Source organism: Mycobacterium sp. NS-7484 (genome assembly GCF_001953975.1).
Lineage (GTDB): Bacteria > Actinomycetota > Actinomycetes > Mycobacteriales > Mycobacteriaceae > Mycobacterium.
Genome location: NZ_MBEJ01000040.1, coordinates 1 through 16,675, shown reverse-complemented (window position 1 = coordinate 16,675; position 16,675 = coordinate 1). Strand labels below are relative to the sequence as shown.

General features: G+C 67.8%; 12 protein-coding genes and 1 pseudogene. 9 read left to right on the top strand and 4 right to left on the bottom strand.

Features of this window, described 5'->3' with window-relative positions:
• Nucleotides 1-20 precede the first annotated feature (20 nt).
• A complete protein-coding gene (locus tag A5733_RS08830) occupies nucleotides 21-3,305 on the top strand; it encodes an error-prone DNA polymerase (RefSeq protein ID WP_076239843.1) in 3,285 nt (1,094 codons plus the stop codon).
• Here A5733_RS08830 and A5733_RS08825 read toward each other — a convergent pair.
• A complete protein-coding gene (locus A5733_RS08825) occupies nucleotides 3,265-4,257 on the bottom strand; it encodes a hypothetical protein (protein WP_067776318.1) in 993 nt (330 codons plus the stop codon). The two genes, A5733_RS08830 and A5733_RS08825, sit on opposite strands and share 41 nt — an antisense overlap.
• Nucleotides 4,258-4,464: 207 nt before the next feature.
• On the opposite strand from A5733_RS08825, the gene A5733_RS08820 reads away from it, so the two are divergent.
• The gene (locus A5733_RS08820; RefSeq protein ID WP_067776321.1) at nucleotides 4,465-5,037 is read left to right on the top strand and encodes a forkhead-associated protein; all 573 of its coding nucleotides are present in this window, start codon (nucleotides 4,465-4,467) and stop codon (nucleotides 5,035-5,037) included.
• A gap of 149 nt (nucleotides 5,038-5,186) precedes the next feature.
• Nucleotides 5,187-5,840 carry a nitroreductase family protein gene (locus A5733_RS08815; protein WP_076239842.1) on the top strand — a complete coding sequence of 218 codons (654 nt, stop codon included), beginning with the start codon at nucleotides 5,187-5,189 and terminating at the stop codon, nucleotides 5,838-5,840.
• Nucleotides 5,841-5,943: 103 nt separating this feature from the next.
• On the opposite strand, the gene A5733_RS08810 is transcribed toward A5733_RS08815, so the two are convergent.
• Nucleotides 5,944-6,408 carry a tRNA (cytidine(34)-2'-O)-methyltransferase gene (locus tag A5733_RS08810; RefSeq protein ID WP_067776325.1) on the bottom strand — a complete coding sequence of 155 codons (465 nt, stop codon included), beginning with the start codon at nucleotides 6,406-6,408 and terminating at the stop codon, nucleotides 5,944-5,946.
• Nucleotides 6,409-6,742: 334 nt separating this feature from the next.
• Between A5733_RS08810 and A5733_RS08805 the strand changes: the two genes are divergently transcribed.
• Genes A5733_RS08805 through A5733_RS08785 form a run of 5 tightly spaced genes read left to right on the top strand, consistent with a single transcriptional unit; the run spans nucleotide 6,743 to nucleotide 11,687 of the window.
• Nucleotides 6,743-9,724, top strand: a complete 2,982-nt coding sequence (locus A5733_RS08805; RefSeq protein WP_076239841.1) for a sensor histidine kinase — start codon at nucleotides 6,743-6,745, stop codon at nucleotides 9,722-9,724.
• Nucleotides 9,721-10,128, top strand: a complete 408-nt coding sequence (locus A5733_RS08800) for a roadblock/LC7 domain-containing protein (RefSeq protein ID WP_066903851.1) — start codon at nucleotides 9,721-9,723, stop codon at nucleotides 10,126-10,128. The genes A5733_RS08805 and A5733_RS08800 overlap by 4 nt, the downstream gene beginning before the upstream one ends.
• 34 nt (nucleotides 10,129-10,162) lie before the next feature.
• Nucleotides 10,163-10,528 carry a DUF742 domain-containing protein gene (locus A5733_RS08795; protein WP_067767682.1) on the top strand — a complete coding sequence of 122 codons (366 nt, stop codon included), beginning with the start codon at nucleotides 10,163-10,165 and terminating at the stop codon, nucleotides 10,526-10,528.
• Nucleotides 10,509-11,108, top strand: coding sequence for an ATP/GTP-binding protein (locus A5733_RS08790; protein WP_076239840.1), 600 nt, complete (start codon nucleotides 10,509-10,511; stop codon nucleotides 11,106-11,108). The genes A5733_RS08795 and A5733_RS08790 overlap by 20 nt, the downstream gene beginning before the upstream one ends.
• 3 nt (nucleotides 11,109-11,111) lie before the next feature.
• A complete protein-coding gene (locus A5733_RS08785; protein WP_076239839.1) occupies nucleotides 11,112-11,687 on the top strand; it encodes a pentapeptide repeat-containing protein in 576 nt (191 codons plus the stop codon).
• A gap of 3 nt (nucleotides 11,688-11,690) precedes the next feature.
• Here A5733_RS08785 and A5733_RS08780 read toward each other — a convergent pair whose 3' ends face one another.
• On the bottom strand, nucleotides 11,691-14,342 hold the full coding sequence (locus A5733_RS08780) for an FHA domain-containing protein (protein ID WP_067767654.1): 2,652 nt from the start codon (nucleotides 14,340-14,342) through the stop codon (nucleotides 11,691-11,693).
• Nucleotides 14,343-14,418: 76 nt separating this feature from the next.
• Between A5733_RS08780 and A5733_RS08775 the strand changes: the two genes are divergently transcribed.
• Nucleotides 14,419-16,170 (top strand): PQQ-binding-like beta-propeller repeat protein, encoded by a 1,752-nt coding sequence (locus tag A5733_RS08775; protein ID WP_076239847.1) that lies wholly within the window; start codon nucleotides 14,419-14,421, stop codon nucleotides 16,168-16,170.
• Here A5733_RS08775 and A5733_RS08770 read toward each other — a convergent pair.
• Nucleotides 16,167-16,675 (bottom strand): annotated as a pseudogene (locus A5733_RS08770) (diphosphate--fructose-6-phosphate 1-phosphotransferase); the annotation flags it as partial. The gene A5733_RS08775 and the pseudogene A5733_RS08770 overlap by 4 nt on opposite strands.

Below are 16,675 nucleotides of genomic sequence, written 5' to 3'. Positions count from 1 at the left end.
TTGTTCGATATACTGGCGCGGTGGGCTGGCACAACGGGCCGCCGAGCTGGTCGGAAATGGAGCGGGTGCTTACGGGCAGGCCGCGTCGCTCCGGCCTGCCGCTGGAGCCCGAGGGCGACGGTGGGGACAGTCCGGCCTGGTCCCGTAAGCGTGGGGCGTATCAACTGCCCGATATTGCCCGCATCGCTGGCTCGGTGCGGTATGCCGAACTGCACGCGCACAGTGCCTACAGCTTTCTCGACGGCGCGAGCACGCCGGAGGAGTTGGTGGAGGAGGCGGCCCGGCTGAACCTGCGGGCAATCGCGTTGACCGATCACGACGGGCTCTACGGGGTGGTCCGGTTCGCCGAGGCGGCCAGGGAGTTGGACGTGTCCACGGTGTTCGGTGCCGAGTTGTCGCTCGGGAACGTTCCCCGTACCGAGGATCCCGACCCGCCCGGCCCGCACCTGCTGGTGTTGGCCCGCGGGCCGGAGGGGTACCGACGGTTGTCCCGCGAGATCGCCGGCGCGCATCTGGCCGGAGGGGAGAAGGGCAAGCCACGTTACGATTTCGACGCGCTGACCGAGGCGGCCGGTGGGCACTGGCAGATCCTCACCGGGTGTCGCAAAGGCCATGTCCGTCAGGCGCTTTCCGCGGGTGGCGCGGATGCCGCCGCCGCCGCGCTGGCCGATCTGGTGGACCGGTTCGGGGCCGACCGGGTCAGCGTCGAGCTCTCCCATCACGGTCATCCGGACGACGATGAGCGCAACGCGGTGCTGGCCGGGTTGGCCCCGCGATTCGGAGTGGGTGTGGTGGCCACCACCGGCGCGCACTTCGCCGTTCCCGATCGGGGCCGGCTGGCCATGGCGATGGCTGCGATCCGGGCTCGCAACTCGATGGACGCCGCGGCGGGCTGGTTGGCCCCGCTCGGTGGGGCCCACCTGCGCTCGGGGGAGGAGATGGCCCGGCTCTTCGGCTCCGAGATCGTCGAGGCGGCAGCGGATCTCGGTGAGCAGTGCGCCTTCGGTCTGGCGCTGATCGCCCCGCAGCTTCCGCCGTTCGACGTCCCTGCCGGGCATACCGAGGACAGCTGGCTGCGGCATCTGGTCATGGCCGGAGCGGCCGAGCGGTACGGGCCACCGGGCACCGCGGGTAAGGCCTACGCACAGATCGAACACGAACTGAAGATCATCGAGCAGTTGAAGTTCCCCGGCTACTTCCTGGTGGTACACGACATCGTCCGGTTCTGCCGGGACAACGACATCCTGTGCCAGGGCAGGGGCTCGGCGGCCAACTCGGCGGTCTGCTACGCGCTCAAGGTCACGAATGTCGATCCGATCGCCAACGACTTGTTGTTCGAACGGTTCCTGTCCCCGGCCCGCGACGGCCCACCCGACATCGACATCGACATCGAATCGGACTTGCGCGAGAAGGCCATCCAGTACGTCTACGAGCGCTACGGCCGCGACTATGCCGCCCAGGTGGCCAACGTCATCACCTACCGCGGCCGCAGCGCCGTGCGGGACATGGCCCGGGCGCTGGGGTTCTCGCAGGGGCAGCAGGATGCCTGGAGCAAGCACCTCAGCCGATGGGACGGGCGCCCCGACTCGCCGGAGGCCGCAGAGATCCCGCAGCCGGTGATCGAGTTGGCCACCCAGATCGCCAACTTGCCGCGCCACCTCGGCATCCACTCGGGCGGCATGGTGATCTGTGACCGCCCGATCGCCGACGTGTGTCCGGTGGAGTGGGCCCGCATGGCTGACCGCAGCGTGCTGCAGTGGGACAAAGATGACTGTGCGGCAATCGGTTTGGTGAAGTTCGACCTGCTCGGCCTCGGCATGCTCTCGGCGCTGCACTACGCGATCGATCTGCTGGCCGAACACAAGGGCATCACCGTCGACCTGGCCAAGCTGGACCTGTCCGAGCCGGCGGTCTACGAGATGCTGCAGAGAGCCGATTCGGTCGGGGTGTTCCAGGTGGAGTCCCGCGCGCAGATGGCCACCTTGCCCCGGCTCAAACCGCGGGAGTTCTACGACCTGGTGGTCGAGGTGGCGTTGATCCGGCCGGGCCCGATCCAGGGCGGCTCGGTGCACCCCTACATCAAGCGCCGCAACGGGATAGAGGACGTCACCTACGACCATCCGTCGATGGAGCCGGCACTCCGAAAGACGCTGGGGGTGCCGCTGTTCCAGGAGCAACTCATGCAATTGGCGGTCGACTGTGCGGGTTTCACCCCGGCCGAGGCCGACCAGTTGCGCCGGGCGATGGGCTCCAAACGTTCCACCGAGAAGATGCGACGGCTGCGCAGCCGGTTCTACGACGGGATGAGAGAGCTTCACGGCATCACCGGCGAGGTGGCCGAGCGGATCTACGAGAAGCTGGAGGCATTCGCCAATTTCGGTTTCCCGGAAAGCCATTCGCTGAGCTTCGCATCGCTGGTGTTCTACTCGTCGTGGTTCAAACTGCATCATCCGGCGGTGTTCTGCGCGGCACTGTTGCGGGCCCAGCCGATGGGGTTTTACTCGCCACAGTCACTGGTCGCCGACGCGCGCCGACACGGCGTGACGGTGCACGGCCCCGACGTCAACGCGAGCCTGGCCTACGCCACGTGCGAGAGCCGCGGCCTTGACGTGCGACTGGGCCTGGGCAGCGTCCGCCATATCGGTGACGAGTTGGCCCAGCACCTGGTCGACGAGCGAGAAGCCAACGGGCCGTTCACGACCCTGATCGACCTGACCAACCGGGTGCAGCTGTCGGTACCTCAGACCGAGGCGCTGGCCACCGCCGGTGCGCTGGGTTGTTTCGGGGCCAGCCGGCGCGAGGCGCTGTGGGCAGCGGGTGCGGCGGCCACCCAGCGGCCGGACCGGCTGCCGGGAGTGGGCTCTTCCTCCCACGTGCCGCCGTTGCCGGGAATGAGTGCGTTGGAACTGGCCGCCGCCGACGTGTGGGCCACCGGTGTCTCGCCGGACAGCTATCCCACCCAGTACCTGCGCGCCGACCTCGACGCGCTGGGGGTGATCCCCAACGACAAGTTGCTGGGTGTCGTCGACGGAACCCGAATCCTGGTTGCCGGGGCGGTCACTCACCGGCAGCGTCCGGCGACCGCACAGGGGGTGACGTTTTTGAACCTGGAAGATGAAACCGGGATGGTCAACGTGCTGTGCGCGCCTGGAGTATGGGCGCGTTACCGCAAGCTGGCGCAGACCGCGCCGGCTCTGGTCGTCCGTGGCATCGTGCAGAACGCCACCGGCGCGGTCACCGTGATCGCCGACCGGATGGGGCCGGTCAAGCTCCGGGTCGGGTCCCGGTCCCGAGATTTCCGCTGAGCGCGCCCGTGCTGTCCTCAAGGCTGTCCTCCAACCCGGTCCGCAACAGCGACCATGCCAACCGCCGTGCGGCGGTGGCGCGCTCGTGCAGCAGGTGTTGGACGGCCGGGATCGGGTTGGTGTCCGGGGTGCGCCCCTCGACCACATCGGCATGCAGTTCCTCGGCCACCTGGATCGCCATCAGCACCGCATCGTTGACCCGGTTGAGCGCATCCTGCAGGCGGTCGTCCTGACTGAGCAGATGGGCGTTGTCGAGCTCGACCGAAACGTCGTTCACCACCTGGCTGATCTGTCCGAAGATCGCGTTCATGGCCGCTTCCCGCTCGGCCCGATCCGGGTTGCGCAGTTGCGTCGCCGCCTCACTCCACAGCGTCGCCAGCATCCGGGTGTGCGCCCCCACCGCCCGGGACACCTCGATCATGGCCTGCTTCTGCAGCTGCTCGAGCAGGTTGTTGCGTTCGATGCGGGCCAGCTCCCGTTGGGCCACCAACTCCGCGCGGTGCAGCTTCTGCTGGGCCTGGATCTCGGCGCGGTGCCACTTCTGGGTCAGGGCGAGTTCGGCCGCCGAGCGCTCATCGGCCGCCGCCAGTTCCCGGCGCAGCCGCTCGTCGGCCTGGGCGATGTCGTGGCGCGCCTGGCGTTGAACGGTGAGCGTCAACCACATCGTCACCACCACGACGACGAAGATGACGGCACCGAAGAACCACTCGGCCTTGCTGCCGCGCTCGCCCGGGCTGAACACCAGAAACCAGACGATGGCCAGGCTGCCGAGACCGCCGCCGACCAGCCAGCCGATACCGATCCTGCGCTCGGCCGGGGGTGGCTCGGGTGACCGCTCCTGATCCGCGACGGGCACCCGGATCGGCTGGGTGGTATCGCTGACGTCGCCGTCCTCTGACGGGGACCCCTCTGAAAACTCAGCGGCCCTTGTCGATTCAGTTAGTCCGGCCATGTCGACCTCCCGTCGGCCAAGCCTGCCAGCGTGCCGGCGTTCAGAGTAGGGCTACCCGTGGTGGGATGTGCCACCGGCCAGTCCCACCGGCATCCGCATACCTGGTTTTTCGTCATTCTTCAAGTGGCCCTAGCGATGACGGGCCGCACACCAACCGCTAGGGTCATCGGCGTCTACCGATCCGCTCGCTGCAGAATTGAGGGCCCCATGGGACAAAACGCGACACTGGAAGGTGATTCGGCGGTCATCGTCAGTCTGTCGGAAGCGGCGATGCACATGTATTCGGCCGCCATCGACGCACTGCCGTTCCCCGAGGACAAGAAGTTCCACAAGCGTGCCGACGTCGTCCTGTCCGGCCTGCGCAAGCTGCGCGCCTCCCTGACCGAGGCGGCCAGCAGCAACCGGCCTTCCCCCGCAGTCATCGTGGCGCTCAGTGGCGTTCGCCAGCGGTACGACTCGCTGATGGCACATGCCGCCGCGGCGCCGGGTTCCTCTCTGGGACAGCAGATCTACGTCACGCGCATCCACGCCAAGTTGTCGGCCCAGGAGGTGGCCAACGGTGCCGGCCTGCGTGACGGCCTGCTCGACGAACTCGAGGCCGGCGCAACGCCCACCGACGACGAAGCGGCCAAGATCCGCGAAACCATCGCCGCGCTGGGCGGGTTGCCCGGCGACGATCACGGCATCCACGCCGTGCCCACCCCGGCCGACTTCGACGCGCCGGAAGAATCCGACGTCAACGGCTGGGACCCCGTGCTGGTCTCCGAGAACGCCGGCTGATCGTCCCGCGCGCCGGCGTCTCCTCGACGAGGGCGCGCAACCTTCAGCGGTTAGCTGAGTTGTGCTGCGGCACATGATGTTCGGACAGTTCTCAGCAAACTGCTCTGCGAGTCGGCCCGATGGCCCGCGTGCGTCTGTAGTCTCGCGGCATGACAGCCGAACCGACTCTGAACTTGACCGTCGACGAACTCCTCACCACCACCCGCTCGGTGCGCAAACGCCTCGACTTCGAAAAGCCGGTCTCGCGTGAGGTGATCATGGAATGCCTCGACCTGGCGCTTCAGGCCCCGACCGGCTCGAATGCGCAAGGCTGGCAATGGGTTTTCGTGGAAGACCCGGCAAAGAAAAAGGCGCTGGCCGACATCTACCGGTCCAATGCCAACCCGTACCTGGACCTGCCCAATCAGGAGCGCGGTGACATCCGCGATCAGCAGCAGGACGCGGTGAAGAGCTCCGCGCGGTATCTCACCGACAACTTCGAGAAGGCGCCGGTGCTGTTGATCCCGTGCCTGGAGGGCCGCCCGGACGGCGCGCCCGCGGGAATGTCCGCCTCGTTCTGGGGATCACTGCTGCCCGCCGTGTGGAGTTTCATGCTGGCACTGCGGTCTCGCGGTCTCGGCTCGGCCTGGACCACGCTGCACCTGCTCGGAGAGGGCGAGAAGCAGGCCGCCGAACTGCTCGGGATTCCGTTCGACCGGTATTCGCAGGCCGGTCTGTTCCCGATCGCCTACACCGTGGGCACCGACTTCAAGAAGGCCAAGCGACTTCCGGCCGAGCAGTTCTCGCACTGGGACAGTTGGTGAGCCCAGGGGCACCTGTTGCCCCCGGTGCAATTGTGAAGCCGGGGTATGAACACTCTGTGAGATTCGGGCACCGACCGCTTGCCGGTCCACGCCCGCGGCGTAACTAGACGCCTCCGGCGAACCCGTTCTGACGCCACGCCTCATAAGCGGCGACGGCGGCCGCGTTGGACAAATTGAGTGACCTTCTGCCCTCGATCATCGGAATGCGAACCTGTGCGGTGATATTCGGATCGGCCAGCGTCTGTGCATCAAGTCCGGTGGGTTCGGGGCCGAACATCAGCACGTCACCCGGCCGGTAGGTGATGTCGGCGAACGACGTCGACGCGTGCGCGGTGAACGCGTAGACGCGAGCCGGCAACAGGGCGCGCCACGCCGCGGCCAGATCGTCGTGCACGGTCACCGATGCCAGGTCGTGGTAGTCCAGGCCGGCCCGGCGCAGCTTGGGTTCGGACAGGTCGAAGCCCAGCGGTTCGACAAGGTGCAGCTCGCACCCCGTACCCGCCACCATCCTGATCGCATTGCCGGTGTTGGGTGCGATACGGGGACTGAAGAACAACACCCGGAACATTCGACGATCCTCGTACGAACGGGCATGCCAAGACGAATCGGCAGCCGAATACGGTGACGAATCGGGCGGCGAAATTGAAGGCGGCAAATCCCGGCGCGCACCGGCAAGCGCGCTACTGTTTGCTCGATTACCACACAACTGCGCTACGGCTCGGTCACGAACTCTGTCTGTTCAGTAAGAATTGTGGAAACGCTCGCGCGCGGCTGTCATACTCGTGCAATTGCCAAGGCGTTTGACGCCCGCCCCAGCGTGGGCGGAAACAGCAGGAAGTTCTGATGAATCACGCCCCACGAGTGAAATGCGGCCACGCAGCCGGTAGTGCGGTTGGGCGCCGATGACTGCCTTTACGCAGCTGAAACAGGCTGACGGCACCCTTGTCGATTTTTCCCCGAACGCAACCCCAACCGCTGTGGCCAAGCGCCCTTCGCGATGGTCTCCGGCCAACTGGCCGGTCAGCCGGAAAGTCCTCGCGATCGTCGTCGTGCCGTTGATCTTGGCCGCGACGTTCGGTGGTTTGCGTATCTATGCCAGTGCCACCGCCGCGGGTGATCTGCGTCTGGCCGCCGACCGCGCCGAACTGATCCCCGACATCAATGCCTACATGGCCGCCATGGAGGGCGTGCTCATCGCAGCTACCGAAGGTGGCGACGGGCAGGCCGCGATGTCCACTTTCAGTGACAGAAAATCCGATCTACAGCAACGGCTCGACGCCACCGACGTGCTGGAGGACGTCGGCCAGGCGGTGGGCAGTCTGCTCAGCAAGGGCCAAGAAATCGTCGACGCGGTGATGTCGAATTCGATCGACCTGCGTCAGCGCATCATCGATTACGGTCCGCTGCTGCTCACCGGCGAAGCCGCGATCACCGGTTCGGTGCACAGCAACCAGCAGGCGGTCCAGGCCCAGGTCGAGGCCTTGGCCCGGGCGATCGGCGCCCGTGGGCAGATGGCCATCCAGCAGATGATGGTCAACGCCGGGGGAGCCGAGCCCGAACCGTTGCTGCGGACCTCGATGATCACGATGGCCGGTACCGAACCGTCGACCGTCGCGGCCTTGACGAAGGTGCTCGGCGGTGCCTCCGAGGGGGCGGCGACCCTGCGCGCCGAGATGGTCAAGCGGATGGCGATGATGTCCAACCCGGGCGTTCCGCTGGTCGGAAATCCGGATCTGCTGGCGTCGTTGCACACCACCAATGAGATCGCCGGGCAGATCATCTCCGACACCACGGCGGCCATCCCCGCGGCGGTGGAGGCGCAGGCCGACGACGCCCGCAATGATGCGATCCGCGACGCCATCCTCGTGGCCACCGCGATCGTCAGCGCGCTCGTCATCGTGTTGTTGGTGGCGCGCTCGCTGGTGCGCCCGCTGCGTACGCTGCGCGACAGCGCACTCAAGGTGGCGCACGAAGATTTGGCCAGGGAGATCGAACGGGTCCGGGCCGGCGGTGAGTTGGTCCCGGTCACCCCGCTTCCGGTGCAGACCACCGAGGAGATCGGCCAGGTTGCGCATGCCGTCGACGAGTTGCACGAGCAGGCGGTGTTCCTCGCCGGGGAACAGGCGCAGCTGCAGTTGCAGGTGTCCGACATGTTCGAGACCCTGTCGCGGCGTAGCCGCTCACTGGTCGATCAGCAGTTGTCGCTCATCGATCAGTTGGAGCGCAACGAGGACGACCCCGAGCGCCTGGAGAGCCTGTTCCGGCTCGATCACCTGGCCGCGCGCATGCGCCGCAACGGCGCCAACCTGTTGGTGCTGTCCGGGTCGAAGCTCGCGCGCGAGCACAGCCGTCCGGTGCCGCTGGCGACGGTGATCAACGCCGCGGCCTCGGAAGTGGAGGACTACACCCGTGTGGTCACCGCCTCGGTGGCCGATGTCGAGGTCACCGGCGCGGTGGCCGGTGACTTGATCCACCTGCTGGCCGAACTGCTCGACAACGCCCTGCGGTACTCGCCCCCGATTTCGCAGGTGCGGGTGTCGGCCGTGATCGCGGCCAAGGGCGCGTTGGTGATCGAGGTGAGTGACGTCGGCCTCGGCATGACCGAAGCCGATCTTCGGGTCGCCAACACCCGTCTGCAGTCCGGCGGCGAGGTCAACCCCTACACCGCACGGCACATGGGTCTGTTCGTGGTCGGGCGGCTGGCCACCCAGCACGGTCTGGTGGTGCGGTTGCGCAGCACCGTCGCCGAGGAACCGAGCTCGGGCACGACGGCCGGGGTGTACGTCCCGGCCGCGTTGCTGGCCCGCGACGGCTCGACGCAAGCCGAGCCCGGGGACGACCTCGCCTACGGCATGCCCGTGGACGCCCAGGCCGGGATTGCCACGGCATTGTCGTTGGATGTCGATCCCGCCGACACGTCGGTCTTCGGATCCAGCTCGGCCGAACCCCACGTCAACGGTGCCGACGTGTCGTTCGACCTGTTGCCGCAACGCAATCCGGGAGCCAGCGGTATCTCGGAGCTGCCCGGCACACTTGCCCCGCAACCCGAACCGGCGGCCGAGGAACCGGTGGCGGAGCCGCCAGTGCCCGAGGAACCGGTCGCGGAGTGGCCGCAGCAATGGCCGGTGCACACCGAGGAGAGCGCCGCCGCCGCGAAGGGGCAAACGAGGGCAGACGTCGGCGACGAGTCCGAGTCCGGACGCACGACGCCGACGAACACGTCGTCGTTCTTCGCCTCGCGTGGGCAGGTGGCCGGCGCCGGCGTCCCGGACGGTCTCGGTGGTTACACCGGCCTGAACGGCCACAGCGGTCTCAATGGTCACAGTGGGCTGAACGGTGTCAACGGCCACGCCCTCAACGGTGCGGCTGACGCCGGCGAGGCCATCGAGGAACCCGTCGAATCCGCAGCTGCCGAGGCGTCCGAAAGCCCCGAGGCCGAAGGGGATTCGATCTATCAGTCGATGGTCTCGGAATTCGAGATCGATCCGACCACCCACGTCCGCAGTGCCGACCTGGACTGGAAGACAGTGTGGGAGAAGGGCTGGTCGGTGGCGGCCGCGGCGCAGGATGCGCCCGTCGAGCAACACACCGAGGAAGGCCTGCCGATGCGTACGCCGGGTGCCCGCCTGGTGCCCGGTGGCGTCGCCGAAGCCGTCGGAGCTCCCGCCGGCGAGGTCAACGGTCGTCACCGCAACGGTGGCGCGCACCGTAACGACGACGGCTTCGAGGCGGTAGCATCGGCAAGCGAACCTGACAGCAGCATGTTCGGGGCGTTCAAACCGCGTGATCCCGAGGCTGTCCGCGCGAGCACCAGCAACCTTTTCGGCGGCGTGCACGCCGGGCGATCGCATGCCCGAGAGACCAGAGGAACCGATAGCGAATGACCCGACCGACCCAGCGCGACTCCCTGGACTGGCTGGTCTCCAAGTTCGCCCGCGAGGTATCCGGGGTGTCCCATGCGGTTCTGGTTTCGGCCGACGGGCTGCTGATGGCGGCCAGCGAACACATGCCGATCGAGCGGGCCGATCAACTGGCCGCGGTCGCCTCCGGTCTGGCGAGCCTGGCCACCGGGGCCTCCCAGTTGTTCAACGGCGGTCACGTGATGCAGTCGGTGGTCGAGATGGAGAACGGCTACCTGTTGCTGATGCGGGTGGGCGACGGCTCCAACCTCGCCACGCTGACCGCCCCGTCGTGCGACATCGGTCAGGTCGGCTACGAGATGGCCATCCTGGTCGAGCGCGTCGGTGCAGTGGTGCAGTCGTCGCGTCGCGCGCCGCAACCGTCCTGAGTCTCTGTCCCCTTCTGCCCTTCGCGAGGTGTCCGTGGACGAATCGGAACCCACCGATCGACCGAGTCTGGTACGGCCGTACACCCTGACGGCTGGCCGCACCGATTCGCGTGTGCACCTTCCGTTGGAAGCGCCGGTGCAGAAACTCGACACGCCGCGCGAACCGCGCTGGGCTGGCAGCGATGTGCGCGCACAGATCGTAGAGTTGTGCACCGGCAGCCCTTCGGTAGCCGAGATCTCCGCACACCTGTCTCTCCCGCTCGGCGTGGCGCGCGTGCTGATCGGGGACTTGGTGACGCAGGGTTATCTACGGGTGGAAGCCACCCTCGACGACTCGGCTAGCTTCGACGAACGCCGCGAACTGATTGGAAGGACCCTGCGTGGCCTACGAGCACTCTGAACCCCGCTCGGCCTCCCCCCGGCGTGGGGCCGCTTCGACGAAGATCGTCATCTCCGGCGGGTTCGGCGCAGGCAAGACCACATTCGTGGGCGCGGTCTCCGAGATCATGCCGCTGCGCACCGAAGCGTTGGTCACCAACGTGTCCGAAGGCGTCGACGCCCTCGACGGCACCCCCGACAAGCGCACCACCACGGTCGCGATGGACTTCGGCCGCATCACCCTGGCCGAGGATCTGGTGCTGTACCTGTTCGGCACGCCCGGGCAGCGCCGGTTCTGGTTCATGTGGGACGACCTGGTGCGCGGCGCGATCGGTGCGATCATCCTGGTCGACGTGCGACGCCTGCAGGACAGCTTCGCCGCGGTCGATTTCTTCGAGGCCCGCAAACTGCCGTTCATCGTCGCGGTCAACGAATTCGACGAGGCGCCAAAGCATCCCACCCAGGCGGTGCGCAAGGCGCTGGCCCTGCCCGACCACATCCCGGTGGTGGCCGTCGACGCCCGCGATCGCAACTCGGCCAAGGCCGCGCTCATCGCGGTCACCGAGTATTCGTTGAGCACGCTGTCGGCGCTGCCCGGCTGACACGTGGTGGCCGACGAAACCGTCTGGGCGGACCGAGAATTCACCGGTGTCGACTTCCGTGCCGGGGAATATGACGGAGACCTGAGCCGGTTGCGCACCGAGCGGGTGGTGTTCACCGAATGCGATTTCAGCGGCGTGGACATGTCCGAGTCGCAGCATTCCGGCTCGGCGTTCCGCAATTGCACGTTCCGCCGGGCCAGGCTCTGGCACAGCACATTCACCAATTGCAGCCTGCTCGGTTCGGTGTTCACCGAGTGCACGCTGCGCCCGATCACGTTGGTGGAGTCCGATCTGAGCCTGGCCGTACTGGGCGGCTGCGATCTGCGCAGCGTCGACTTGTCGGACTGCCGGTTACGGGAGACCAGCCTCGTCGGTGTGGATCTGCGCAAGGCCGTGCTGCGCCAGGCCGAGCTGACCGGCGCCCGGGTGCAGGACGCCAAGTTCGACGAGGCCGATCTGCGGGGCGCCCGCGTCGACGCCACGTTCTGGACCACGGCCAAGCTGCGCGGCGCCAAGATCGACATCACCCAGGCGTTGGCCTATTCCTCCGCCCATGGCCTCGACGTCCACGGCGCTTAGTTCTCAGCCGGCCTTGAGGCGGATCTTCCAGCGCACGAAGCCGACATAGAACACCGACAGTGCCACCAGCATGGCCATGTCGAACAGCCAGGTTCCCGAGGTGTGCTCCCAATGTGAGTCCTTGGGCGTCAGCGGCCCGGGCACCAGCCGGATCAGGTCGACCGTCGAGGCCGACGCGGCAAACCCCCAGCGGGCCGGGGTGATCCACGACAGCTGATCCAGCCCCACGCGGCCGGTCACCGGGATCATGCCGCCGGAGAACACCAGCTGGCTCATGATCGCGACCACCAGCAGCGGCATGATCTGCTCGTTGGACTTCGCCAGCGCCGACAGGGCCAGGCCCACCATGGCGGCGGTGACGGTGGTGGCGGCCATGCTGACGAACAGCTCAAGGGACCGGTTCGGCAGGAACACACCCCGCTCCACCGCGCCTTCGCCCCAGCCCTTTCCGAGGATCGTGATGGTCGTGACGATTGCCGACTGCACGATGGCGAACACCGAGTACACGCATACCTTGGCCAGCAGATAGGCGGTCGTGGACAACCCGACGGCCTGCTCGCGGCGAAAGATCGCCCGCTCGCCGATCAGATCGCGGATGGTCAGCGCGGTGCCCATGAAGATCGCGCCGACGTTGAGCAGCACCAGGATCTGACCGGGCTCGTTGGGCGCGTCACCCATCGGGTTCGGTACGCCGAAGCCGACGGTGCCGGGCACCGACAGCGACAACGTGCCCATGATGAACGGCAACAGCGCCAGGAAGATGAAGTAGCCGCGGTCGGAGACGATGAGCCGGATCTGTCTTCGCGCGATGGTGGAGAACTGGCGCAGCAGGCTGGTCTTGGCCGGCTCGCCGAGGTCGCCGGGTTGCTCCGAGGATGCCGCCGCAGCCGGTGCCGGGCCGGTGCGGGCCAGATAACGCCGGTTGGCCTCGGCCGGATCGCTCGCGACGGTGCTGAAGATGTCGGCCCAGTTGGTGGTGCCGAGCTCCGGGCCGATCTGGTCGGGCGGGCCGCAGAACGCGGTCTTGCCGCCGGGGGCCAATAGGAGCACCTGATCGCACACGTCGAGGTAGGTCAGCGAGTGCGTGACCACGAGCACGACGCGGCCGGCGTCGGCCAGCTGGCGCAGCATCGTCATCACCTGGCGGTCGAGCGCGGGGTCCAGGCCCGAGGTGGGTTCGTCGAGGATCAGCAGCGACGGGCCGGTCAGCAGCTCGAGCGCGACCGAGGCGCGCTTGCGCTGGCCGCCGGACAGCTTGTCGACGCGGGTGTCGAGGTGCTTGGTCATCTCGAGTTCCTCGAGCACCTGCATGACGACCTGTTCGCGGTCTTCCTTGGTGGTGTCCGGGGGCAGCCGCAGCTCGGCGGCGTACATCAGGGCCTGCCGGACGGTGAGCTGACCGTGCACCACGTCGTCTTGGGGGACCATGCCGATCCGGGACCGCAGCGAGGCGTACTCGGCGTGGACGTCGTGGCCCTCGAAGGTGATGGTGCCGCTGGTCGGATGGGTGTAGCCGGCGACCTGCTTGGCGAACGTCGACTTGCCCGCACCCGAGGGCCCGATCACCGCGGTCAGGGTGCCGGGCCGGGCGTCCAGGGAGATGTTGTCGAGCAGCGTCTTGTTGCCCTCGATGGTCCAGGTCAGACCACGAACTTCCAGACCGCCGGTGCGGGTGTCGGCCTCGGTCTCGCTGCGGCGCACCAGGGTGCCACCGGTGAACACCAGGTCGACGTTGCCGATCGTGACGACGTCGCCGTCGTGCAGGATCGCGCTGTCGACTCGCGCACCGTTGACGAAGGTGCCGTTGATGCTGCGTTCATCGCGGATCTCGGTGCCGCCGGGCAGCGGGATCAGGGTGGCGTGATGCCGTGAGGCCAGCACGTCGGGGATGACGATGTCGTTGTCGGTGGCGCGACCGATCTTCACCGCGTCTGCCGGCGCCGGGGTACTGCGCCCGGGCCGCAGGATCTTCATCATGCTGGTCGCGATGTTGTTGCCGCCGGCCTCGCTGCTGCCGCGGGCCGAGGCGGCCGGACCCATGGTGGTCGGTGCCTGCGCCGGATTTGCCGGGGGCGGGGTCGGAGCCGGGGTGCGAACCGGTTGCGACTGATACGCCTGGGGTCCACTGGGATATCCGGTTTGCGGTCCGCTGGGGTAGCCGCCCTGGGGACCGCTGGGATAACCGGTCGGCGCGGTCGGGTAGCGCGGCTGCGGGCCCGACGAATAGCCGGGTCGCGGCGGTGCGGGGGGCTGGCCGTAAGGCGATCGGGGAGCGGTGGGCGCCTGGGTGGGCCAACCGCCGCTCGGCCGACTCGCGATCGGCACCGCGGCGGTCGGGGTCCGGCCCACGGCGCCTTCGTGCCGGCCCACCTCGAAGGTCAGTTGCGGGCCGTCCGGGTTGCCGATGTTGACGATCTGGCCGTCGTGAAGGTCGACCGAGGGCACGCGCCGGCCGTTGACGTACATACCGTTGAGGCTGCCGTTGTCGATGGCGACCCATCGGCCTTGGTCGAAGCGCAGCACCAGGTGGGCACGCGAGATCAGCGGGTGGGCGATGCGGACGTCGGCGCGGAGATCTCGGCCGATGACGACATCGTTGCCCGGGGCGAAGGTACGGGTCGATCCGTCGTAACGAACGGTCAGCGCAGGGCTCATCGCGCTCAACTCTATCGGTAGTTGTCACCGGGGCTGGTCCGTTGTGGTGGTGTCGCGGCGTGTGACGATGGCCCGTATGGGTTCTGAAGGGGCGCAGAAGATGGCTGACCGGGCGCTTGGCGTGCTGCGTCCGTTGGGCACGGTGCTGGTCGGTGCGGCGGCGGTCTTGTTGGTGTGGGCCGCCGTGTTGGCGGCGTGGGCGCGACTGCTCGCGCCGCGGAGCGCCGGGGAGAGCGCCTGGTATGCCGTCAGCGTGCACCGCTGGGGTGAGGCGCTACCGAACCGGATGGCGTTGGCGGTCGTGGTCATCGCGGTCGTGGTGATTGCGGCGATGGCCTACTGCGTCTGGCGCGGGCGCACCGGTCGTGACCTGCCTGCGACTGCGGCCGGCGCCGCGGCCGTGATGGCGCTGCTGTTCATCGCCTACGTCAGCCAAGGCATTCCGACGTTCTACGGCAGGGTCATGGAGGGCGCGCCGGTCACCGCGGCACTGCCGGCGGTCATGGCCTCGTGGTGGTTGTGCCTGGCGGGTGCGGCGCTGACCCTGGTGGCCGTGCGCGCCGTCCCGCGGTTGGAGCGCAGCTCGGTGAAGTTGCTGGCGATCGGTGCAGTGATCGCCGTCGCGGTTGCCGCAGCGGTCACTGTGGGGGCGTTCCGGGCGGGCGACGACGGACGTTATCTCGATGCGACGACGGCGGCAGCTACCGACGTGCCTGCGGTCCCCACCACGCTGGGGAAGCACGCCTTCACGGTCTCGGTGCCCGATGCGTTCGCCGGAGACGAACACCAGCCCACACGTGAAATCGTGGCTGCGGGAGCGGGTTTCGTGGTGTATGGCGATCATCGCATCACGGCCTACGGAGCCGACGGGCAGGAACGCTGGCATTTCGCGCGAACCGGGCCGGGCAGTGTCGTGGTCACCGGAATGCGGGTGTTCGACAACGGCGCCACCGTGGTGGCCTTCCTCGACAAGGGCCTGGTCGGCCTCGACGCCGTCACCGGAAAACAGCTGTGGCAGAACGCCGACGAACGAATGATGTACGCACTGTCGGAAGTGCCCGGCTACAACGTTGACGCGCCGTTCGTGGTGTACCGCGATGACCGCGTGTGGGTGCGCTTCGACACTCGGACGGGAGCCCCCATGTGGACGGTGCCTGCGCCCCACGGCGATTGCGTCTTCCCGCCCCGGACGGTGGACACCCGGTCGTGGTTGGTCGCGGTGGTGCAGTGCTCGTCCGAGCGAGGTAGTGGTATCCGGGTGGTCGCCGTCGACCCCGGCAGCGGCGAGACCGTATGGGACAACGAAGTGTTCACAGGTCAGGCCGACGCGGGCGCGATCGCCACGCCGGCGAACTCGGTGGGTATCTTCATGCAGTTCGCCGGTGCCGGAGCGCCACCCGGGATCACGTACGTCAACGTGGCGGACAAGACCGTGACGCCGATCGTGGACCGCGGCACCGCCGAACCTTCCCCGGGGCCGGCCGACAACTTCTTGTTCTCCAGCCGCGACGGTGGCCGGCACCTCGTGTTGTTCGGGCCGGACGGCAAGCAGAGATGCGCCGGGGCCCAAGGGGTTCGCGGCACCAACACCCGCGCACTCGGCCAGGGCAGCGGCCTTGCCTACCTGTCCTTCGACGACCATTTCGTCATCGCCGACAACGGGGGCCCGGGCGTTCCCGGTTCGCTGCGCACGTTCGACGCCAGCACGTGCACGCAGACTGCAGCGGTGCCCGCCGGATCGGTCGAGGGTTTCGTGCCGGCACCGGGCGCGGTGCTGGTGTTACGGCGTGACGGCCAGACCTTGCAGATCGACGGCTATGCCAGTTAGCGCTCGGCGTTGGCCAGGGTGGGCACGGACTCTTCGGGGTAGCGATCCTCGGCGTCCCACACATCCCAGGTCTGCACCGCCCAGAACACCGCGAACAGCACGGTGAGAATGAGCTCGACGGTGATCACACCGAAGTGCCAGCCGGTGGTCAGCAGCACCAAGGCGGCCACCACGGTCACGAGCATGAGCGCGGCGATCGTGGCGTAGAACCGGGCCAGGTGCCGGCGCACCGCCGCGCGGGCGTAGCACGCGTGGTACACCGCGACCAGCGTGATGGCCAGGAACATCGCCACGGCGGCGATCACGTGCGCATGCTCGGCGAACCAGTCCCACAACAGCAGCGGCGCCCCGGCGATCGCGATGGCCAATAGTGCTGCGGGCAGCCACTTCTCGACCCGCAGCAGCGCGGTCGCGATGGTCTTCCACAAGGTGGCGGCCTTGGGGCTGCTGACCACCGGCTGGCACTTCGGTGTGATCACCGTCGAGCTCATTCTCACCGTGCTGT

What these genes read in the sequence shown, in the direction of transcription:
- A5733_RS08775 (WP_076239847.1), top strand. Translation starts at nt 14,419, where the DNA reads ATGGGTTCTGAAGGGGCGCAGAAGATGGCTGACCGGGCGCTTGGCGTG.
- A5733_RS08825 (WP_067776318.1), bottom strand. Translation starts at nt 4,257, where the DNA reads ATGGCCGGACTAACTGAATCGACAAGGGCCGCTGAGTTTTCAGAGGGG.
- A5733_RS08805 (WP_076239841.1), top strand. Translation starts at nt 6,743, where the DNA reads ATGACTGCCTTTACGCAGCTGAAACAGGCTGACGGCACCCTTGTCGAT.
- A5733_RS08815 (WP_076239842.1), top strand. Translation starts at nt 5,187, where the DNA reads ATGACAGCCGAACCGACTCTGAACTTGACCGTCGACGAACTCCTCACC.
- A5733_RS08810 (WP_067776325.1), bottom strand. Translation starts at nt 6,408, where the DNA reads ATGTTCCGGGTGTTGTTCTTCAGTCCCCGTATCGCACCCAACACCGGC.
- A5733_RS08800 (WP_066903851.1), top strand. Translation starts at nt 9,721, where the DNA reads ATGACCCGACCGACCCAGCGCGACTCCCTGGACTGGCTGGTCTCCAAG.
- A5733_RS08780 (WP_067767654.1), bottom strand. Translation starts at nt 14,342, where the DNA reads ATGAGCCCTGCGCTGACCGTTCGTTACGACGGATCGACCCGTACCTTC.
- A5733_RS08820 (WP_067776321.1), top strand. Translation starts at nt 4,465, where the DNA reads ATGGGACAAAACGCGACACTGGAAGGTGATTCGGCGGTCATCGTCAGT.